The organism is Galactobacter sp. (assembly GCF_022712295.1).
Taxonomy (GTDB): domain Bacteria; phylum Actinomycetota; class Actinomycetes; order Actinomycetales; family Micrococcaceae; genus Galactobacter.
In genome coordinates this window covers 1-20,425 of record NZ_JALAGT010000016.1, presented here as the reverse complement: position 1 = coordinate 20,425, position 20,425 = coordinate 1, and the positions used below count along the sequence as shown (strand labels likewise).

General features: G+C 67.1%; 16 protein-coding genes. 12 read left to right on the top strand and 4 right to left on the bottom strand.

Features of this window, described 5'->3' with window-relative positions; genetic code table 11:
- Positions 1-114 precede the first annotated feature (114 nt).
- On the top strand, positions 115-2,004 hold the full coding sequence (glmS, locus tag Q0A15_RS01370) for a glutamine--fructose-6-phosphate transaminase (isomerizing) (RefSeq protein ID WP_291277747.1): 1,890 nt from the start codon (positions 115-117) through the stop codon (positions 2,002-2,004).
- Positions 2,005-2,098: 94 nt separating this feature from the next.
- Here glmS and galU read toward each other — a convergent pair whose 3' ends face one another.
- The gene (galU, locus tag Q0A15_RS01365; protein WP_291277746.1) at positions 2,099-3,007 is read right to left on the bottom strand and encodes a UTP--glucose-1-phosphate uridylyltransferase GalU; all 909 of its coding nucleotides are present in this window, start codon (positions 3,005-3,007) and stop codon (positions 2,099-2,101) included.
- 116 nt (positions 3,008-3,123) lie between these two features.
- Between galU and Q0A15_RS01360 the strand changes: the two genes are divergently transcribed.
- The 8 genes from Q0A15_RS01360 to tsaD all read left to right on the top strand — a co-directional run bounded on the left by Q0A15_RS01360 (position 3,124) and on the right by tsaD (position 12,007).
- Entirely contained in the window at positions 3,124-3,507 is a 384-nt protein-coding gene (locus Q0A15_RS01360; RefSeq protein ID WP_291277745.1) for a holo-ACP synthase, read from the top strand.
- On the top strand, positions 3,504-5,147 hold the full coding sequence (locus Q0A15_RS01355) for an NAD(P)H-hydrate dehydratase (protein WP_291277744.1): 1,644 nt from the start codon (positions 3,504-3,506) through the stop codon (positions 5,145-5,147). The genes Q0A15_RS01360 and Q0A15_RS01355 overlap by 4 nt, the downstream gene beginning before the upstream one ends.
- A gap of 120 nt (positions 5,148-5,267) precedes the next feature.
- On the top strand, positions 5,268-7,811 hold the full coding sequence (locus Q0A15_RS01350; protein ID WP_291277743.1) for a CDP-glycerol glycerophosphotransferase family protein: 2,544 nt from the start codon (positions 5,268-5,270) through the stop codon (positions 7,809-7,811).
- Positions 7,812-7,863: 52 nt separating this feature from the next.
- Complete coding sequence (gene alr, locus Q0A15_RS01345; RefSeq protein WP_291277742.1) at positions 7,864-9,024, top strand: alanine racemase; 1,161 nt, start codon at positions 7,864-7,866, stop codon at positions 9,022-9,024.
- The gene (gene tsaE, locus Q0A15_RS01340) at positions 9,017-9,628 is read left to right on the top strand and encodes a tRNA (adenosine(37)-N6)-threonylcarbamoyltransferase complex ATPase subunit type 1 TsaE (protein WP_291277741.1); all 612 of its coding nucleotides are present in this window, start codon (positions 9,017-9,019) and stop codon (positions 9,626-9,628) included. The genes alr and tsaE overlap by 8 nt, the downstream gene beginning before the upstream one ends.
- 11 nt (positions 9,629-9,639) lie before the next feature.
- Positions 9,640-10,338 carry a tRNA (adenosine(37)-N6)-threonylcarbamoyltransferase complex dimerization subunit type 1 TsaB gene (gene tsaB, locus Q0A15_RS01335; RefSeq protein WP_291277740.1) on the top strand — a complete coding sequence of 233 codons (699 nt, stop codon included), beginning with the start codon at positions 9,640-9,642 and terminating at the stop codon, positions 10,336-10,338.
- Positions 10,335-10,928 carry a GNAT family N-acetyltransferase gene (locus Q0A15_RS01330; protein WP_291277739.1) on the top strand — a complete coding sequence of 198 codons (594 nt, stop codon included), beginning with the start codon at positions 10,335-10,337 and terminating at the stop codon, positions 10,926-10,928. Before tsaB ends, Q0A15_RS01330 begins: the two co-directional genes overlap by 4 nt.
- Entirely contained in the window at positions 10,925-12,007 is a 1,083-nt protein-coding gene (tsaD, locus tag Q0A15_RS01325; RefSeq protein WP_291277738.1) for a tRNA (adenosine(37)-N6)-threonylcarbamoyltransferase complex transferase subunit TsaD, read from the top strand. Before Q0A15_RS01330 ends, tsaD begins: the two co-directional genes overlap by 4 nt.
- Before the next feature lie 3 nt (positions 12,008-12,010).
- Here the strand turns inward: tsaD and Q0A15_RS01320 are convergent, their stop codons facing one another.
- Positions 12,011-13,153: a glutamate--cysteine ligase gene (locus tag Q0A15_RS01320; RefSeq protein WP_291277737.1), complete on the bottom strand. Its 1,143-nt coding sequence runs from the start codon at positions 13,151-13,153 to the stop codon at positions 12,011-12,013.
- A 36-nt stretch (positions 13,154-13,189) separates the two neighbouring features.
- Positions 13,190-14,440 carry an SAM-dependent methyltransferase gene (locus tag Q0A15_RS01315; RefSeq protein WP_291277736.1) on the bottom strand — a complete coding sequence of 417 codons (1,251 nt, stop codon included), beginning with the start codon at positions 14,438-14,440 and terminating at the stop codon, positions 13,190-13,192.
- A gap of 246 nt (positions 14,441-14,686) precedes the next feature.
- On the opposite strand from Q0A15_RS01315, the gene groES reads away from it, so the two are divergent.
- Together groES and groL are read left to right on the top strand one after the other, a co-directional pair.
- A complete protein-coding gene (gene groES, locus Q0A15_RS01310) occupies positions 14,687-14,983 on the top strand; it encodes a co-chaperone GroES (protein ID WP_291277735.1) in 297 nt (98 codons plus the stop codon).
- A gap of 135 nt (positions 14,984-15,118) precedes the next feature.
- Positions 15,119-16,711, top strand: a complete 1,593-nt coding sequence (gene groL / locus Q0A15_RS01305; RefSeq protein WP_291277734.1) for a chaperonin GroEL — start codon at positions 15,119-15,121, stop codon at positions 16,709-16,711.
- 193 nt (positions 16,712-16,904) lie between these two features.
- Here the strand turns inward: groL and Q0A15_RS01300 are convergent, their stop codons facing one another.
- A complete protein-coding gene (locus Q0A15_RS01300) occupies positions 16,905-18,581 on the bottom strand; it encodes an FAD-binding dehydrogenase (protein WP_291277733.1) in 1,677 nt (558 codons plus the stop codon).
- Between the two features lie 217 nt (positions 18,582-18,798).
- Here Q0A15_RS01300 and guaB point away from each other — a divergent pair, with 217 nt between their 5' ends.
- Positions 18,799-20,310, top strand: coding sequence for an IMP dehydrogenase (gene guaB, locus Q0A15_RS01295; RefSeq protein ID WP_291277732.1), 1,512 nt, complete (start codon positions 18,799-18,801; stop codon positions 20,308-20,310).
- Positions 20,311-20,425: the final 115 nt, after the last annotated feature.

Sequence of the window (20,425 nt, the reverse complement as noted above, 5' to 3'; positions counted from 1 at the left end):
TGGCAGGAGACCGGGTCACCCGCGTTATTGTCCTCGCTCGGACCGGCAGCGGACAAATCCGTGGTCCGTCGTGTTGGACCGACCCAGGGCTGGTGCCGCCGTAGACTGTCACGCATGTGTGGAATTGTGGGATATGCCGGACTCCCGGCCGACCAGGGGGGCCATGAGGCCCTCGACGTGATCATGGAGGGCCTGCGCAGGCTCGAGTATCGCGGCTACGACTCCGCTGGCGTCGCTGTGGTGCCCGCTGCTTCGCAGTCCGGAGACGAAGGTATTCAATGGCGTAAGAAGGCGGGGAAACTCTCGAACCTGACCGCCGAGATCGAGGCCGACCCGCTGCCGGCAGCCTCGACCGGCATCGGCCACACGCGGTGGGCCACACATGGTGGGCCCACCGACGTCAACGCCCACCCACATGTCGTGGCAGGCGGACGCCTTGCCGTGATCCACAACGGCATCATCGAGAACTTTGCGCAGCTGAAGTCGGAGCTGGCGGCCAAGGGTCATACGTTCCTGTCCGAGACCGACACCGAGGTCGCTGCGACCCTCCTGGGTGACGTCTACGAGTCGGAAGCCGAGCGCGATCTGACGCGTGCGCTGCAGCTGACCTCGGCCCGCTTGGAGGGGGCCTTCACGCTGCTGGCCGTGCATGCTGACCACCCGGGCGTGGTCGTGGCCTCCCGCCGCAACTCCCCGCTCGTCGTCGGGCTCGGCGAGGGCGAGAATTTCCTGGGCTCCGACGTCTCCGGCTTCATCGACTACACCCGCCGCGCGGTGGAACTGGAACAGGACCAGGTCGTCACCATCACCCCCGTGAGTTACGCGGTCACCGACTTCGCCGGTAATCCCGCTCGCGGCAAGGAATTCACCGTTGACTGGGATGCAGCTGCCGCCGAGAAGGGCGGTTACCCGTCCTTCATGGTCAAGGAGATCCACGATCAGCCGCAGGCCGTGGCGGAGACCCTGTTGGGCCGCATCGGCACCGATGGCAAGTTGGTGCTGGATGAGTTGCGCATCGACCTTGACGAGTTGAAGGCCATCGACAAGATCATCGTGCTGGCCTGCGGCACCTCCGCCTACGCCGCACACGTGGCCAAGTACGCCATTGAGCACTGGTGCAGGATCCCCGTGGAGGTGGAGCTCTCCCACGAGTTCCGCTATCGCGACCCCATCGTCAACCCCACCACCCTCGTGGTGACGATCTCTCAGTCCGGCGAGACCATGGACACCCTGATGGCCATGCGTTATGCCAAGGAACAGGGCGCACGCACGCTCTCGATCTGCAATTCGAACGGCTCGTCCATCCCGCGTGAGTCGGACGCCGTGCTCTACACGCACGCCGGTCCCGAGATCGCTGTTGCCTCCACCAAGGCCTTCCTGGCTCAGATCGTGGCCGCGTACCTGCTCGGCCTGTACCTGGCGCAGTTGCGGGGTTCCCTCTATGCGGAGGAGATCAAGGACCTGCTCGCCGATCTGGCCGACATCCCGGCCAAGATCCAGGACGTCCTTGATCGTCAGACGGCGATCACGGATCTGGCCCAGTCCATGGCGGAGGCAACGTCGGTGCTCTTCCTCGGCCGCCACGTGGGCTACCCCGTGGCGTTGGAGGGCGCGCTGAAGCTCAAGGAGATCGCCTACATCCACGCGGAGGGCTTTGCCGCAGGCGAGCTGAAGCACGGTCCCATCGCCCTGATCGAGGAGGGGCAGCCGGTCTTCGTGGTGGTCCCGTCCCCGCGCGGGCGCCATTCGATGCACTCCAAGGTGGTCTCCAACATTCAAGAGGTCCGCGCCCGCGGTGCCAAGACTCTGGTGATCGCCGAGGAGGGTGACGAAGCGGTCAAGGACTTCGCCGAGTGGGTCTTCTACGTTCCGGAGACCAAGTCCCTGCTGATGCCGCTGCTGACGGTGGTTCCGCTGCAGATCTTCGCCTGTGCGCTCGCCGAGGCCAAGGGCCTCAACGTCGATCAGCCGCGCAACCTGGCCAAGTCCGTCACTGTGGAGTGATGAACGGCGGCCGACAGGCCGCCCTGGAATGCCGAACGGCGCCGTTCCCGACTCGAGTCGGGAACGGCGCCGTTTGGCGTGAATACGGGCTTGTTCAGTCCCAGGACGGGGCAGTGGGAATGTATTCCTTCAGCCACTTGGTCAGGTCCGGCCCCAGATCCTTGCGTTCCGAGGCAAGCTGGATGACGGCCTTGATGTAGGAGAGCTTGTCTCCGGTGTCGAAGCGGCGGCCGCGGAAGACCACGGCGGTGACGCCACCGCCGTCGGCAGGATCCATGGTGGCCAGTTCCAGCAGGGCGTCCGTCAGCTGGATCTCGTTGCCGCGGCCGGGCTCGGTGTGCTCCAGGACGTCGAACACGGCCGGGTGCAGCACGTACCGGCCGATCACCGCGAGATCGGACGGGGCCTCGTCCGGGGCGGGCTTCTCCACCAGCGTGTTGACCTTGACGTAGTCCTCGCCTGGAACCTCTGAGATGTCCGCGCAACCGTAGGAGGAGATCTGGGAGTGGGGCACCTCCATGAGGGCGATGACGGAACCGCCAACGCGCTCCTGGACCTCCACCATCTGCTTGAGGAGATCGTCATCAGCGTGGATCAGGTCATCGCCGAGCAGCACGGCGAAGGGCTCGTCCCCGACGTGCGCGCGGGCGCGCAGCACGGCGTGGCCCAGGCCGCGGGGGTCACCCTGGCGAATGTAGTGGATATCACCCAGGTTGGTGGCGTGCTGGACCGCGTTCAGCTTGGTGGTGTCTCCCTTTTCACGCAGCTGTGCTTCGAGGTTGGGGATGCGGTCGAAGTGGTCCTCGAGGGCGCGCTTGGAGCGGCCCGTCACCATGAGCAGGTCATCGAGACCCGACCGGACGGCTTCCTCCACGACGTACTGGATCGCGGGGATGTCCACGACCGGGAGCATCTCCTTGGGCATGGCCTTGGTGGCTGGCAGGAAGCGGGTTCCCAGGCCGGCGACAGGGAAGACGGCCTTCTTCACTTTGGAGTTCGTCATGTCCTTATTCAAGCATCTTCACCCGTCGGGAAGGTATGTGAGGGGCCGCAGGTAGCTACGCGTGGTGCCATTGTGAAGCTGCTGCGGCCGCTGTGCCCCGCGTTAGGCTGGTCGATGTGATCGTGGGAATCGGAGTGGACGTGGCCTCCTTGAGCAGGTTCGAACAGCGAATCACCCGTGTGCCAGCGCTGAGGCAGAGGCTGTTCACCGCTGCCGAGCGCGAATTGCCGCTGCGGTCGCTCGCTGTGCGTTTCGCAGCGAAGGAAGCGGTGGCCAAGGCTCTGGGGGCTCCTGGGAACCTGCGCTGGCAGGACTGCGAGGTGGTTCGCGAGGAATCCGGTGCACCCCGGTTGAGGCTGACCGGAACCGTAGCCGCCCGGGCCGCGGACTTGGGGGCGCAACATTGGCATATCAGCCTCTCCCATGACGGTGACTGCGCCATGGCCTTCGTGGTGGCTGAGTCCGATACGGCGGCCACTTCGGCAGGGGGGGCCGCATGAGGCCCGTATGGCAGGGATCCAAGGTCAGGGAGGCGGAACGTGGTGCCGTGGCTGCCGCGACCGCCGAAGGCGACCCCGATCGGCACATGCGGCTGGCGGCACATGCGCTCGCCACGGCCGTGTTACGTCACCTGACCACGGGCGACACCCGTCCGTCGGTCTCGGCCGCCGCAGACGAGTGCACAGAAGGCGGCAGGCCGGGCGCAGGCATCGGTGTGGCGGGAACCCGCATCGTGATCGTGGTGGGGCCGGGAGGCAACGGCGGCGACGGGCTCTACGCAGGCGCCAAACTGTCTGCGCGTGGGGCGGCAGTGGCGGCGGTCCCGGTGACGGATCATGTGCAGGAACGTGCGCTGGCCGCATTCCTTGCCGCGGGCGGCCGGGTGTGGAAGCCGGGGACGGCCCAGGCGCGTGATGGCCTGGGCCGCGCCGACGTGGTGGTCGACGCCGGCTTCGGAACGGGTGCCCGCGGCGGCCTGCCGGCAGACATCGGCAGTCATTGGCCCAAGGATGCCTGGGTGGTGGCTGCGGACGCGCCCTCAGGGGTCGACACCGATTCCGGACACCTGGTCGGAGACGGGTTCACTCCCGCAGCCGACCTGACGGTGACCTTCGGGGCCTTGAAGACCGGGTTGTTCCTGCGGGAGGGGCGAGCGCTGGCCGGGGCGGTGACGGAAGTGCCGATCCCTGGGCTGCTGGACCCAGATGTGTTGGGGGAGCCGGCCTTCTCCGTATTGAGCGACGAGGACGCCTTTGACAGGATCCTGTCGCCACGGGTGAGTGACCACAAGTACTCGAGGGGCGTGCTCGGACTGCTTGCGGGATCTCCGTCCTATCCCGGGGCGGCGATCCTGGCCGGTCAGGCCGCATTGGCCACGGGCCTCGGGATGCTCACGGCCTTTCCACGCGAACGCGCGTGTACGGCACTCACGACGGCGATCCCCGAGGCCGTGGTGGTGGACAGGGAGACGGTCGTCAACGCAGTCACCGATTCCGCGCAGGCCGCCAAGGTCTCCGCCTGGCTGCTTGGACCCGGTCTGGGAGACGATCAAGCGGACCTGGAACCTGCGGCAGTGCTGTTGGGTGAATCGTTGGGGGAGAGGTCCCATCCCCGGATGTCGTGTCCGAAGGTCGTGGACGCCTCCGCGCTCGCCGTGGTCCCCGCTGCCTCCGGCAGCGTCTCCGACAGGAGCTGGGTCCTGACTCCGCATGCGGGCGAACTGAAAGCATTGAACCACCGGTTGCGGCTTGGCCTGCTCGATCCGGTGGAGCATCCCTTGGAGGCGGTGCGTGGTGCCGCGACGGCGTTGAACTGTGTGGTGCTGTTGAAGGGATCCACCACGCTGGTCGCCACGGCCCGGGGAGAAGTCTTCGCGGCGTGCTCCGCCGGACCGGAACTGGCCGTGGCGGGCGCGGGGGACACCTTGGCGGGGATTCTAGGGGCCATGGTGGCGACCCATGCGGCGCGCGCAGCGGGTAACGGTGCCTCCCTGTCCCACGAGGAACTGGCCCGCTTGGCGGCTGCAGCTGCCGTGCTGCACGGACGCGCGGCCGCTCAACAGAAGCGGTGTGGGATCAAGGGCTCCGGCGGCTTGTCCACCGCGATCGCGCGCATCATGCAACAGCGGGAGAGCCAGTGAGCCTTTTCGGCCGCAGCCACAGGGACGGGTAAAGTCGTTGCGCATGGCATCGGCCGTTGCCGACGGCGAACGGCATGGGCCGACACAAGACATACATAAGGCATGAACGGGAAGAGATCAGTGGGAACCGAGAAACCGGGCGGTGCCTCAAGCGGCTCCCATGGAGCGCTCGATATCGCACTGGTGCTGGCCAAGGGCGGCCTTGGACTCGTCTACACGGGCATGAAGGCCACCCTGTCGGTGCGGCATCAGGTCACCTTCATCTCGAGGCTCTTCGCGGAGTCCTCTCCCGATTTCTCGGCGCTGGAGCGAGCCCTGAAGGCCGCGGACCCCACCGTTGACGTGGTGGTGCTCAACCATCGGACCACGTCGCTGTGGAAGGTCCCCTTCAATGTCCTCTCCGAGATGTATCACCTCGCCAGGAGCGAGGCGGTGGTGCTGGACAGCTACATCATGCCGGTCAGCATGTTCACCCACCGGAAGTCGCTGCGGGTCATCCAGCTCTGGCATGCGCTCGGTGCCGTGAAGAAATTCGGTTTGGCCGCACTGGACACCAATGAGGGCCGCCCCACCTGGGTTGCCCGGGCCCTACACATGCATCGCGGTTACGACGTGGTGATCGCCGGAAGTCGCGAAATGGTGGGCCCCTTCGCCCGGGCCTTCGGAGTGGACCCAGCTCAGGTCCTGCCGATCGGCACGCCCCGCGTGGATCTGCTCCGAAGCGAGGAGTGGTTGAGCCGGACGGCGGCGAGAATCTCCGCCCGGCATCCGCGCCTCGGCGAAAAACCCGTGGTGCTCTACGCCCCCACCTTCAGGAAGCACGTTCCTGTGGACGTCGAGTCCCTGCTGGAGGCGCTGGACCTGGAGACCTACGATGTGGTGGTTGCCCTGCATCCACTGGACGAGCGCGATTTCACGGATCGCCCCGGCGTCATTCAGGACGCCGGCCTGACGACGTTGGACTGGCTCGCCGTCGCAGACCTCGTGATCACCGATTACAGCGCCATTCTGTTCGATGCCGCCGTGCGTGGTCTCCCCGTCTACTTCTATGTCTACGACCTGGAACAGTATCGGGAGGACCGGGGTCTCTTCTTCGACTACGACAGCGACATGCCCGGCCCCGTGTGCCGCACCGCGTCGGAGGTTGCCCACGCCATCGCGGCCGGGGGTGCGGACAGCCACGACATCGAGCAGTTCAGATCCGATTTCATGGCGGCCGCTGACGGCTCGGCAACCCAACGACTCGCGGAGCTGATCCTGGACGATCAGCCCACAGACCTCGAGGACCCCGTGGACGACGGCGAGAAGGAACACGACATGTCAAAGCCGGCCGAAGCAGCATCTCACGAGGCAGCATCTCATCAGGGCCACGAACGTTCCCTCCGCGACAAGATCGTGGGGCGCGCAGCCAACGCGCTGCGGGCCACCCCTGCCCTCCGGGCACTGGTGCGACGGGGTATCCGCTCGGAACGCGGTCTTCGCTACCGCAGGCACTGGATGCATCCGATCGTTGCGAGAACGGTGGTTTTCGAGTCCTTCTCGGGTCGTTCCGTGGCCGGGTCCCCGCTGGCCGTCTACCGGGCCATGGTTGCCGACCCCCGCTTCGCAGAGCACCGTTTCGTGTGGTCGGTCAAGGACCGCTCCACGATCCCGACGACCGGCCCGGACGCGGCGGCCTTCGCCGACCCGCGGCTCACCGTCGTCAAGACCGGGTCGGAGCGGGCCGCCCGGGCCTTCGCCACGGCCTCGGCCTGGGTCTCCTGCTCCATCGCCCAGCCGGAGTACTACCCGCGCAAGGGCCAGACCTACATCCAGACCTGGCATGGGACGCCTCTGAAGCGGATCGGACTGGACATCATCGACAACACCCAGGGCACCATGTTCAGCAAGTCCGAGGTGGTGGATCGCTACCGGGAGGAAGGGAACAAGGTCACGTACTTCCTGTCCTCGTCGGACTTCACCACACGTTGTTTCAGTTCCGCCTTCAACTTGGATCCCACGTCTGCGGGCCCAGTGGTTCAGACGGGGAATCCGCGCAACGACGTGCTGGTGCTGGACCCGGATCGAGCCGCTGCTGCACGTCGTGCCGCCCGCGCGGACTTGGGACTCGCCGAGGGCGCAAGGGTGGTGCTGTACTGCCCCACCTGGAGGGACGACCGCCACGATGCCCGCACCGGATATTCCTTCGACAACGAGCTGGAGCTGTCCCGCTTGGTGGATGCTCTGGAGGAGGACGGTGGAGACTGGACGGTGCTCTTCCGTGCCCACTACCTGATCGACTCCGTCGAGGGATTGCAGGCCGGAGACCAGCGCATCGTCGATGTCTCCGAGGTCGAGGACGTCAACCAGCTCTACCTGGCCGCAGACATGTTGGTGACCGACTATTCCAGCGCCTTCTTCGACTTCAGCCTGCTGAACCGGCCCATGGTGTTCTTCATGCCCGACCTTGAGCATTACCGTGAACAGCTTCGCGGGTTCTATCTTGACGTCCAGGAACTCCCCGGAGAGATCGTCGCCACGCAGGACGAACTCGCGGCGGCTCTGAAACGCGCGGAGAAGGACCCGCAACGCGGTGCGGCGGACCGCGCACGGCTCAACGCAGAGTACTCGAGCGCCGACGACGGTTCCGCCTCCAAGCGCGTTCTGGATCTGTTACTCCCGTAGCACGCACCGGTCGGCTTAGAACGGTCGGGACAACGCGACTATCCTGACGAGGGTGAGTGAAGTAGACCTGAACCGGCCGGCGGAACGCGTCGCGACCATCGACTTGGCGGCCATCCGCCACAACATCGCCCACGTTCGTGACGTGGTGGGCTCGGCCCAGGTCATGGCCGTGGTCAAGGCAGACGCCTATGGGCACGGGGTGGTTCCTGTTGCAGCGGCCGCCTTGGAAGCCGGTGCCACGTGGCTCGGTGCCGTGCACGTCTCCGAGGCGTTGGCTCTGCGCGCCGCGGGGCTGGATGCCCCGATCCTCTCCTGGCTGCATACCGAGTCCACCGATTTCGACGCCGCCATCGCCGCGGGCGTGGATCTCGGTGTCTCCGGGTGGGAACTCGCCCCGATCGCCGCTGCGGCGCAGCGTGTCGGTGCCACCGCCAGAATTCACTTGAAGATCGACACCGGCCTGGGTCGCAACGGCTGCACGGCCGGGTCCTGGCCCGGACTCCTGCAGCAGGCGAAACAGCTGCAGGAGCAAGGCAGCGTCAGGGTGGTCGGGATCTTCTCGCACTTTGCCGTGGCGGACGAGCCAGAACGACCGGAGACGGATGAACAACTCGAGGCCTTCCGTGCAGCGGTAGCCGCGGCCGAGGCTGCGGGACTTGAGATCGAGGTACGCCACATCGCCAATTCACCGGCCTTGCTCTCCCGCCAGGACACCCACTTCGACCTGGTCCGCTGCGGCCTGGCGATGTACGGCCTCTCTCCCTTCGAGGACAAGACCCCGCAGGAGTTAGGCCTGCGTCCCGCCATGCGGCTGTCCGCCAGGATCGCCAACGTCAAGAGCGTCCCGGCCGGGCAGGGGGTCTCCTACGGGCTCCGCTGGCATGCTCAGGCCCCGACCACGCTCGGCCTGATCCCGTTGGGCTACGCCGACGGCATTCCGCGCGTCGCGGAGAACGGCCCCGTCCTCGTCAATTCCCGAGTGGTGCGTGCCGTGGGACGCGTGGCCATGGATCAGTTCGTGGTGGACCTGGGCCCGGACGCCGCGGCTGAGGACTACCTCGGGGCGGAAGCCGTGCTCTTCGGGGGTGAGGGGGAGCCCTCCGTGACCGAATGGGCCGAGGCCGCCGGAACCATCAACTATGAGGTCGTCACCCGGATCTCCCCGCGCGTCCCCCGCCACCACGTCGACTCGGAGGTTGACCAGGATGACTGAACCGCAGGAAGAGAGCCCACTGGCGACCATCGCCCTTCCCACCGCAGAGGCCACCCAAGCGCTCGCCGCAGGCCTCGCGACGGTGCTGCTTCCGGGCGACCTGATCATCCTGGTGGGGGAACTGGGCGCGGGGAAGACCACGTTCACTCAGGGTCTGGGACTGGGGCTGGGCGTGAAGGGGCGTATCGCCTCACCGACCTTCGTGCTCTCGCGCGTACATTCCTCCTCCACGGGGGGCCCGGACCTGGTCCATGTGGATGCCTACCGGCTGGGTAGCGCGGCCGAGGTCACCGATCTGGACCTCGAGGAATCCATGGACCGCTCCGTCACCGTGGTGGAGTGGGGCCGGGACCGAGCCGAGGACCTGGCGCAGTCCCGTTTGGAGATCGAATTGATTCGTCCCGTGGGAGACGCGGCGACCGGCGTCTCCGGCGGCTCGGACGGGCCCGCACCGTGGGAGGCGGAGGACCTCGAGGACGATGCGGTGGAGCGGTCCCTGCGGCTGTGGGCCATCGGCCCACGCTGGGAGGGGGAGGCCCGCGCCGCGCTGCTCCGCGCCGTCGGGCACGAGCAGCCCCATCGCGGCGCCGCGGACGCCGAGTAGAATCGTCTGCTGTGCGCGCCCTCATCATCGATACCTCCTCCGCGGTCTCTGTCGCTGCGATCGACACCGCAACAGACCCGGCGGTCCTGGCCCGTTTCAACGGAGACGACACCCACCGTCATGCCGAGGACCTGGCCCCGGCGGTGTCGCAGGTCCTGGACCAGGCCGGATGGCTCAGCCCCGACATCGTGCTGACGGGCGAGGGCCCAGGCCCCTTCACGGGGCTGCGCGTCGGTATGGCCACGGCTGCCACCCTGGCCTTCGCCTGGGGCGTGCCCGTGGCTGGTTGGTGTTCCTTGGACGGTCTTGCGCACTCGATCGCGGGCCGGCCGGGAAGCGAGGCCGGATTCGTCGCGGCGCTGGACGCGCGGCGCAAGGAACTGTACTGGGCGCGTTACGACGCTACGGGTGCGCGGGTGGACGGCCCGCACGTGTCCTCACCGGTCGGCCTGAGTGAGGTCATGCCACACGGTGTCGCCCTGGCGGGTGCCGGCGTCACCGCCCGTGCGCAGGAGATCTCGGACCTCGGAATCCGTGTGGTTCCGGGCAGCGAGAACGTCCACGTGGATGCCGCGGAGTTGGGGCTCGCCTGGATCGCCGCTGGAGCCGTCCGGAACGAACCCAAGGCGCGTTACCTGCGCGAGTCGGACGCCGTGGTGCCCGCCTCGATGGCCGGCGTGGATGTGTCGAGGCCGGGGACACAGGCGTGAGCGCTCCGGAACTTCCCGACGCTCCCGCGCGGCTGCTGGACAGCGTTCCGGACGGCTACGAGATCCGAACCCTGGATTCCACGGATGTGGAGGCGTTGGTTGAGCTGGATGTGCGCCTCTTCGACACTGACGCGTGGCCGGAGAGTATGTTCCGTGAGGAGTTGAACCATCCGGAGTGGCGTCGGTACTGGGGGCTGAGCGTCGCAGCTGACGCCGGTGACCCCTCTGAAGCAGCGGACGCAGGGGAGATCGTGGGTTACCTGGGTCTGCAGTACTCACCGAGGATCGCGGACGCCCAGACCATCGGGGTGCTCCCCACACATCGGCGCCGTGGGCTGGCGGACTTCTTGATGCGGCTGGCCGAGGAGCGCGCGGCAGCTTGGGGAGCGGAATCCATGATGCTGGAGGTCCGCGTGGACAACGTGGGAGCCATCCGGCTCTACGAGGGCCACGGTTTCCAGATCATCCATACCCGCCCTCGCTACTACGCCGACGGGACCGACGCGCTCATCATGTCCAAGTCGGTCACTCACCACACCGAGACCCTCGAAGACCAGAACAGCCTCCACCGGAAGGACCCGGAATCATGAGCCACGAACCATTGGTGCTTGGAATCGAGTCCAGCTGCGACGAGACCGGTGTGGGCGTGGTCCGCGGCACCACGCGGTTGGCCAATGCTGTTGCCTCCTCCATGGAGGAACACGTTCGCTTCGGCGGGGTGATCCCGGAGATCGCCTCGCGTGCGCACCTGGAGGCGTTGGTTCCTACCCTGCGCGAGGCCTTGGATACCGCGAAGGTGTCCCTTGAGGACCTCGACGCCATCGCCGTCACCTCCGGTCCCGGACTGGCCGGAGCGCTCATGGTGGGTGTGGCGGGGGCCAAGGCTCTTGCCTTGGCAACGGGGAAGCCGCTCTATGCCGTGAACCACCTCGTGGCCCATGTGGGCGTCGGGGTCCTGGAGGGCGGACCCCTTCCCGAACGCCTTGGCGCATTGTTGGTCTCCGGAGGTCACACCGAGATCCTCGAGGTCGCCTCACTGACCTCAGACGTGCGGCTGCTCGGATCGACCATCGACGACGCGGCAGGGGAGGCCTACGACAAGGTCGCCAGGTTGCTCGGCCTCCCGTACCCGGGCGGCCCGGTCATCGACCGGCTGGCAGCGGAAGGCAACCCCAAGGCCATCCGTTTCCCGCGCGGCCTCACGCTCGGGAAGTTCATGGGCACCGCCGAGGAGCCCGGCCCCCACCGCTACGACTTCTCCTTCTCGGGCCTCAAGACCGCGGTGGCCCGCTACGTGGAGGACTGTGCCGCGCGCGGCGTGGAGGTGCCTGTGGCCGACGTCGCGGCGTCCTTCCAGGAGGCCGTGGTCGATGTGATCACCAAGAAGGCCGTCCTGGCGGCCAAGGAACACGGCCTGGAACACTTGCTGCTCGGCGGAGGAGTGGCGGCGAACAAGCGTCTTCGTGAGTTACTTGCCGCACGTTGCGCCTCGGCAGGCATCACGTTGCGCGTCCCGCGCCCGGGATTGTGCACCGACAACGGTGCGATGATCGCTGCGCTCGGTGCTCAGCTCGTGGCCGCAGGGGTGGAAGCGACCGGAACCGACTTCGGGACCGACACCGGGCTGGACGCCTCGATCGTGTCGATTCCCGCGCCGTCGGCAGCCTGAGGGTCACGTATCGCTGCGCAACAGTCGCGTGGACTCCAGTACCACCTGATGGAGGTCGCCTCCGTTGGCCTCGGCCCAGCGGCGCTGCCGCTGGTAACCGGCGCCCTCGGTGACGATGCTCCAGACGTCGGCCAATTCCTTCTCGCAGCCCAGCCGCTTGGCCACCGGGGAAAGCCGCGTGAGCTCGTCTGCCAGGTGATCGGTGACGAGCTTCTCGTTGCCTGCGGAATCCAGGATGATGATGGCGTCGAGGCCGTAGCGGGCCGCGCGCCACTTGTTCTCCACCCTGAACCAGGGGCTCATCACAGGGATGTGGCGGCCGGCATCGAGCGCGTCGGACATATCGGCCACCAGACACTGCGTCAGTGCCGCGATGGCGCCGACGTCGCGGGCAGAGGCCAGCCCGTCGCAGATGCGCATCTCCACCGTGCCGAAGCGGGGGACCGGGCGAACGTCCCAGCGGATCTCGTTGAGTTCATCCACCACACCCACGTGGAACATGTCGGCCACGTAGCCCTCGTAGTCGCTGAACTGGTCGAAGTGGGCGGGTAGCCCGCCGGTGGGAAGCTGCTGGAACATCAGGGACCGCTGCGAGGCGTAGCCCGTGTCGTCTCCACCCCAGAACGGTGAAGAAGCGGAGAGCGCCAGCAGGTGGGGCTGGTAGTTGATCAGGCCGTCCACGATGGGCAGGACCTTGGAGGCCTTGTCCACGCCGACGTGCACGTGCACCCCGTAGATCACCATCTGTCGGCCCCACCACTGCGTGCGATCGATCAGCGTGGCGTAGCGCTCCTTGTCAGTGACCGGCTGCAGCGTGGGAGGCGCGAACGGGTGGGAGCCCGCGCAGTAGAGCTCGACGCCGAGCGGATCCGTGATGGAACGGACTTCCCGCATCAGGGAGATCAGTTCGTCCTTGGCGCCTGCCACGTCCGTGTGCACGCCGGTGACGAGCTCCACCGTGTTCATCAGCAGTTCCTGCGTGATCTGAGGGTGGTCCTCATACGGGGCCAGGCCGCGGGCCTCCTTCACGCCGTCCAGGACCTCCTGCGCAACCGCCCGCAGGTCCCCGGTTTCCTTGTCGACGAGGGCGATCTCCCATTCGACACCGAGCGTGTTGGGTTGTGAGCGGGCGAAGTCGATGTGCATGTTCCCGATCCTATGCGGAATCGGATCCGACCACGCTCAGGAGGCGGTGACCTCCTGGACCTCGATCGCCACGTGATTGTCGCCGATGCGGGCCAGGACCAGCGTCGCGGCGCGCCCCTGGTTCCGCTTCAGTTTGGAACCGGCCAGGATGTCGCGACGCAGGGTCTCCGGCACCACGTCCACCCCACGCTTCTTGACCGCCAGGGTGCTGACGCCGGTCTCCCTGGCCCAGGCCTTCAGGTGCTTGACCTTGATGGGGTGGGTCCCCAACACCCGGAAGCAGCGGGCGAAGGGCGAATGCACCGGCGCGTGCGAGGTCAGGTAGGCAAGGTGGGGGTCCAGGGCCTCGGCTCCGACGTGTGATCCCAGGTCGGCCACCAGCCCCGCCCTGATGACGGCGCCGTCCGGCTCCAAGAGATATTCGCCCAGGGCCACACCCCTCCCGAGGGTCGCTGCCTCCGGATCGATGCCGGGGAAGCCGGTCGCCGCGGTGAGCTCGGCCGCCCCCTGGTCCGTGACCACCACCGCGGCTCGCCGGACGTCGGGACGGCGCACCGCACCGAGATACAGGACAGTCTCCACCACGTCGCCCCCGTCGGAGAGCCACACGGCCTCCGCATCCTCCGGCACCGCATCGTGGGGGAGCCCCGGCCCCAGCTTGACTCCCACCGGGTGCGTCCGCGCCAGCTCCAGGACGAAGGACAGCGGAGGGGAGAACGCCTCCGGATCGAAGATCCTGCGGGTGCCGGACGTCGTCTCGTCGCGTCTGGCCGGATCCAGCCAGACGCCTGCGCCCTCTGACAACTCCACGTCCTGCGCAAGGGCGTGCCGCACGGAGGATTCGGGGAAGGGGATGAGGTTCAGGGTGGTCAGCGCCGCCGTGGCCTCGTCCGCCTCCACCGCGGTGACGGTACACCCCACCGCGGACAGGGCCATGGCGTCGGCCCCGATCCCGCAGCCCAGGTCGTAGACCTCGGAGACACCGGCAGCCCGGAACCGTTGTGCATGACGAGCGGCGACCTTCAGCCGGGTGGCCTGTTCCAGGCCTGCCCGGGTGAAGAACATGGTGTCGGCGAATTCCCCGAACTTGGTCCGGGCCCGGTATCGCAGTGCGAGTTGGGAGACCACCGCAGAGACGAGCTCGGCCGGGTGCTCGGACTTGCGCAATTCCAAGGTCAGCTCGCTGGCCGAGGCGTCGTCAGCGGCCTCGTCGGGGCAGTGGGCACTCAAGAGGGCCAACCCCTCAGGCGAAAGGAGCTGGGCCAGGGAATCGGCGGTGGTCACCATGGCTCACCAGCCTACGGCGAAGCACTCACGTTCGGGTCACGGAGCCCCAGCGCGGCGTTCGTCGTCCCATCAATTGGCACTCGTCTTGACCGAGTGCCAACTCTCTCCCTAGCATGGCAGTTATCAGCACTCGCAACGCGTGAGTGCTAATACAAGCCAAGCAGTTCTCGGTCGGCACCGCGACGACGGCCGGGGGTGAATTGGCCCGTGAAACTACAGGTCACAACCCAAGAAGGAGAGTGCCGCATGTCGGTCTCCATCAAGCCCCTCGAGGATCGCATCGTCATCCAGCAGCTCGAGGCCGAGCAGACCACCGCTTCCGGTCTGGTCATCCCCGACACCGCCAAGGAGAAGCCCCAGGAGGGCAAGGTCCTGGCCGTGGGCCCGGGCCGCGTCGATGACAACGGCAACCGCGTGCCGCTGGATGTCGCCGAGGGCGACGTCGTCCTCTACTCCAAGTACGGCGGAACCGAGGTCAAGGTCGGCGGCGAAGAATTCCTGGTTCTCTCCGCTCGCGACGTCCTCGCCAAGATCGAGAAGTGATCTTCGCGCCCCGAGGCGTCGGCCGGACACGAGTCCACCGACGCCTCGGGGCGTGAATTGCATCAATACACATAAGCCTTATCCGCGGGGCCCGAGTTCGGGACCCGCAACGGTTCCAAGGAGCAACACACAACCATGGCAAAGCAGCTCGCGTTCAATGACGCGGCCCGCAAGTCCCTCGAGGCAGGCGTCGACCGCCTCGCGGACACCGTCAAGGTCACCCTCGGCCCCCGTGGCCGCAACGTGGTCCTCGACAAGCAGTGGGGCGCCCCGACCATCACCAACGACGGCGTGACCATCGCCCGCGAGGTGGAGCTCGAGGATCCTTACGAGAACCTCGGCGCTCAGCTCGCCAAGGAGGTCGCAACCAAGACCAACGACGTCGCAGGCGACGGCACCACCACCGCCACCGTCCTGGCTCAGGCCCTCGTCAAGGAAGGCCTGCGCAACGTTGCCGCCGGCGCAGCCCCGGGTGCAGTGAAGACCGGCATCGAGGCGGCCGTCGAGGCCGTCGAGGCCCGCCTGCTGGAGAACGCCCGCCCCGTCGAGGGTGAGAACGTGGCCCACGTCGGCGCCATCTCCGCACAGTCCGACGAGATCGGCGAACTCCTGGCCCAGGCCTTCGAGAAGGTCGGCACCGAGGGTGTCATCACCATCGAGGAGTCCAACACCACCAACACCGAGCTGGTGGTCACCGAGGGCATGCAGTTCGACAAGGGCTACCTCTCCCCGCACTTCGTCACCGACGCAGAGCGCCAGGAGGCCGTGCTCGAGGATCCCTACATCCTCATCAACTCCGGCAAGATCTCCGCGGTGCAGGAATTCCTGCCGTTGCTGGAGACCGTGCTCAAGGAGTCCAAGCCGCTGTTCATCATCGCCGAGGACGTGGACGGCGAGGCGCTCTCCACCCTCGTGGTGAACCGCCTGCGCGGCACCCTGAACGTCGTGGCCGTCAAGGCCCCGGGCTTCGGCGACCGTCGCAAGGCCATGCTGCAGGACATCGCGACCCTGACCGGCGCAACCGTGGTCACCCCCGACCTCGGCCTGAAGCTCGACCAGGTGGGCACCGAGGTCTTCGGTACCGCCCGCCGCGTCACCGTCACCAAGGACTCCACCACCATCGTCGATGGTGCAGGTGAGGCCGAGGACGTTGCCGCCCGCGTGGCCCAGATCAAGGCGGAGATGGATCGCTCCGATTCCGATTGGGATCGCGAGAAGGCTCAGGAACGCCTGGCCAAGCTCTCCGGCGGCATCGGTGTCGTCAAGGTCGGCGCAGCCACCGAGGTGGAACTCAAGGAGCGTAAGCACCGCATCGAGGACGCCGTGTCCTCCACGCGTGCGGCCCTGGAGGAGGGCATCGTGGCCGGCGGCGGTACCGCGCTGGTCGACGCCCTCGCCGTGCTGGACACCGACGAGACCGTGACCGCGCTCGAGGGCGACGCCGCGACCGGCGTCGACATCGTCCGCCGTGCCCTGGTCACCCCGGTCAAGCAGATCGCCGCCAACGCAGGCTTCGACGGTTCCGTCGTGGCAGCGAAGGTCGCCGAGTCCGCAGTGAACTCCGGCTTCAACGCCAAGACCGCCGTCTACGAGGACCTGCTGGCTGCAGGCGTCATCGACCCGGTCAAGGTCACTCGTTCCGCACTGCGCAACGCCGCCTCCATCGCCGCCCTGGTGCTCACCACCGAGACCCTGGTCGTCGAGAAGGTCGAGGAGGACGAGGACTGATCCTCGCCCGACTCCTGACGCGGGCCGTGCCCGCGTGACACACAAGGTGCCCGACGCAGCCAACACGAGTTGGCGGCGTCGGGCACCTTGCGTCTGTCTGTCCGATCGTGACGGAGCCACATTTCCACGGCGGAGCCGGTGCACCACCGGCTCTGTGGTGGATTCACGGCTGCATCTCCCTTTCCACCAGGCGTCAACGCGGTCGTCGGGCCAGCGCCAGGCCCGCCGCCCTGCCGGAGAAGATGCAGCCGCCCAGGAACGTCCCCTCGAGGGCGTTGTAACCATGGACCCCTCCGCCGCCGAATCCCGCGACCTCACCGGCGGCATAGAGTCCGGGGATCGGCTCGCCGTCGGCGCCCAGGACCCGGGAATCCAGGTCGGTCTGCAGCCCGCCCAGGGTCTTGCGGGAGAGGATGTTCAGCCGCACCCCGACCAGGGGTCCGTGCGACGGGTCCAGGATCTTGTGGGGCGCGGCCACCCGGATGAGCTTGTCTGTCCTGGACTTACGCGCATTGTTGATCACCATGGTCTGGATGTCCTTGCTGAACGGGTTCTCCACCTCACGATCGCGGGCGGTGATCTGCGCACTGATGTGGTCCACGTCCAGATGCGGACCGCGGGAGATGCCCTTCATCTTCTCCACCAGTTCCTCCAACGTCTCCGCGACCACGAAGTCGGCGCCATGTTCCTTGAACTTCTCGACCGGCTCCGGGGCGCCCTTGGCCAGCCGGGTCTTGAGCATGTACTTGAGGTCGCGGCCGGTGATGTCCGGGTTCTGCTCCGACCCGGAGAGTGCGAACTCCTTCTCGATGATGCTTTGGGTGAGAATGAACCAGGAGTAGTCGTGGCCCGCAGCGAGGATCTGCTTCATGGCCCCGATGGAGTCCGCGCCGGGGACGCCGGACATGCCCTTGAGGCGATCCCCGTTGGCGTCGAACCACATCGAGGAGGGGCCGGGCAGGATCCGGATGGCGTGATCCGGCCACACAGGGTCCCAATTGTGGATTCCTTCCGTGTACGCCCACATCCGGTCGCGATTCACGATGCGGCCCCCGGCGGATTCGGTGATGCCCAACATGCGCCCGTCCACGTGGGCCGGGACGCCTGCGATCATGTGCCTCGGCGCGGGGCCCACCCGGTCCGTGGGCCAGTTGCGGCGCATCAGCTCGCGGTTGTGACCGATCCCGCCGGAGGTGACGACGACAGAGGGTGCCCCGAACTCGAAGGTGTCCACTACGTCCCGGGAGGTCGCGACGCCACGCGCCGCGTCGGTGGATGACAGCACACTGCCACGAACCCCGACCACGGCTCCAGCCTCCGTCATCAGTTCGTCGACCTGGTGACGGAAGGCGAAGCGGACCAGTCCCTGCTTCTCCGCCTGGAGAACGGGTCTCTCGAAGAGCTCGACGACGCCGGGTCCGGTGCCCCAAGTGACATGGAAGCGGGGAACGGAGTTGCCGTGGCCCGTGGCGGAACCGTCCCCGCGCTCCGCCCAGCCCACGAAGGGCAGGGCCCGCCACCCGAGATCGTGCAGGTAGTCCCGCTTGCCGCCCGCCGCCCACTCAACGTAGGCCTCGGCCCAGCGTCGCCCCCACAGGTCCTCGTTCTCCGGACGGTCGAACTGGGCAGAACCCGCCCAGTCCTGTTGGGCGAGATCCAGGGAGTCGTGGATGCCCATGCGCCGCTGTTCGGGAGAATCCACCAGGAAGATGCCACCGAAGGACCAGAACGCCTGTCCGCCCAGGTTGTTGCGGTTCTCCTGCTCCAACACCAGCACACGCTTTCCTGCTCGGGTCAATTCATACGTGGTGACCAGGCCGGCCAATCCGGCTCCGACCACGATGGCGTCCGGCACGAAGTCAGGGCTCACGATGGCTCCTTCGGTTCTACTGCGACGATGCTGAGGTGACCAGTCTCACACAGAGGCTGCCGACGTTCCCGACGATCCTTGAAAGGGGCAGCTCCCGTGGCACCGCTGCGACCTCGCCGATCTCACGTGTTCCTGCTCCGGTCACGGTGTGCCCACTGCGGTGCACAGGCCTAGGATTGATCCAACCGCATCGCCCGAATATTTGGAGAGGTCCCACGTGAGCGTCAACGAAGATTTCAATCCTTTCGCCTTCGAAGGACTTACCTACGACGACGTGCTGCTGCTGCCCGGTCCCACGGATGTGATCCCGTCCGACGCCGACACGGCCACCAAGCTCTCCAGGCGCATCACGCTCAACGTCCCGATCCTCTCGGCCGCCATGGACACCGTCACCGAGGCCCCCATGGCCATCGCGCTGGCCCGTCAGGGCGGGATCGGCATCATTCACCGCAACATCTCCATCGAGGATCAGGCCAAGCATGTTGACCAGGTCAAGCGCTCCGAGGCCGGGATGGTCACCGACCCGGTGACCATCGCCCCCGATGCCACGCTGAAGGACCTGGACGATCTGTGCGCCCACTACCGTGTCTCCGGGCTGCCCGTGGTGGACGAGAACCGCAAGCTGCTCGGCATCATCACCAACCGCGACACCCGCTTCGTTCCCCGCGAGACCTGGGCAACCACCAAGGTCGTGGAGAAGATGACCACCATGCCGCTGATCACCGCACCGGTGGGCACCACCCGCGAGAAGGTCTTCGAGCTCCTGGCCGAGAACCGCATCGAGAAGCTGCCGCTCGTGGATGAGAACAACGTGTTGCAGGGCCTCATCACGGTGAAGGACTTCGACAAGGCGGAGGACTACCCGTTGGCGACCAAGGACGACGAGGGCCGCCTGCGCGTCGGCGCTGCCGTCGGCTTCTTCGGCGAGGGCTACCAGCGCGCCATGGCCCTCGTGGAGGCAGGCGTCGACGCGCTGGTTGTCGACACCGCCAACGGCCATTCCCAGGGCGTGCTGGAGATGATCTCCAAGCTGAAGAAGGATCCCGCGGCCGCGCACGTCGACATCATCGGCGGCCAGGCTGCCACGCGTGAGGGGGCACAGGCCCTCATCGACGCCGGAGCGGACGCCATCAAGGTCGGCGTGGGCCCGGGATCCATCTGCACCACCCGCATCGTGGCAGGCGTGGGCGTCCCGCAGATCACGGCGATCTACGAGGCAGCCAAGGCGGCTCGTCCCGCGGGTGTCCCGGTGATCGCAGACGGCGGACTGCAGTACTCGGGCGAGATCGGCAAGGCCCTCGTGGCAGGCGCCGACTCCGTGATGCTTGGTTCCCTGTTGGCAGGTACCGCCGAGGCCCCCGGCGACCTTGTCTTCGTCAACGGCCGCCAGTTCAAGGCCTATCGCGGCATGGGCTCCCTCGGCGCCATGCAGACCCGTGGGAAGAACACCTCCTACTCCAAGGACCGCTACTTCCAGGCCGACGTCCCCAGCGACGAGAAGCTCATCCCCGAGGGCATCGAGGGTCAGGTTCCTTACCGCGGTCCGCTGGCCTCCGTGGTGCACCAGCTGGTGGGTGGCCTGCGTCAGACCATGTTCTACGTGGGCGGCCACACCGTCCCGGAGATGAAGGCCAAGGGCAAGTTCGTGCGCATCACCGGCGCCGGGCTGAAGGAATCCCACCCTCACGACATCGCCATGACGGTCGAGGCGCCGAACTACCACCACTGATGTGGCGGCCCCTCAGGGCCGTTCACTCATGCCCGACGGGAGGTGCCCGGATCCGCGGATCCGGGCACCTCCCGTCGGGCATGAGTGAACGGCCCTGAGGGGCCGCCACATCAGT

Excerpts from the sequence above, each read along its gene's own strand:
- glmS (WP_291277747.1), top strand. The coding sequence starts at position 115 with ATGTGTGGAATTGTGGGATATGCCGGACTCCCGGCCGACCAGGGGGGC.
- galU (WP_291277746.1), bottom strand. The coding sequence starts at position 3,007 with ATGACGAACTCCAAAGTGAAGAAGGCCGTCTTCCCTGTCGCCGGCCTG.
- Q0A15_RS01355 (WP_291277744.1), top strand. The coding sequence starts at position 3,504 with ATGAGGCCCGTATGGCAGGGATCCAAGGTCAGGGAGGCGGAACGTGGT.
- tsaE (WP_291277741.1), top strand. The coding sequence starts at position 9,017 with ATGACTGAACCGCAGGAAGAGAGCCCACTGGCGACCATCGCCCTTCCC.
- tsaD (WP_291277738.1), top strand. The coding sequence starts at position 10,925 with ATGAGCCACGAACCATTGGTGCTTGGAATCGAGTCCAGCTGCGACGAG.
- Q0A15_RS01320 (WP_291277737.1), bottom strand. The coding sequence starts at position 13,153 with ATGCACATCGACTTCGCCCGCTCACAACCCAACACGCTCGGTGTCGAA.
- Q0A15_RS01315 (WP_291277736.1), bottom strand. The coding sequence starts at position 14,440 with ATGGTGACCACCGCCGATTCCCTGGCCCAGCTCCTTTCGCCTGAGGGG.
- groES (WP_291277735.1), top strand. The coding sequence starts at position 14,687 with ATGTCGGTCTCCATCAAGCCCCTCGAGGATCGCATCGTCATCCAGCAG.
- groL (WP_291277734.1), top strand. The coding sequence starts at position 15,119 with ATGGCAAAGCAGCTCGCGTTCAATGACGCGGCCCGCAAGTCCCTCGAG.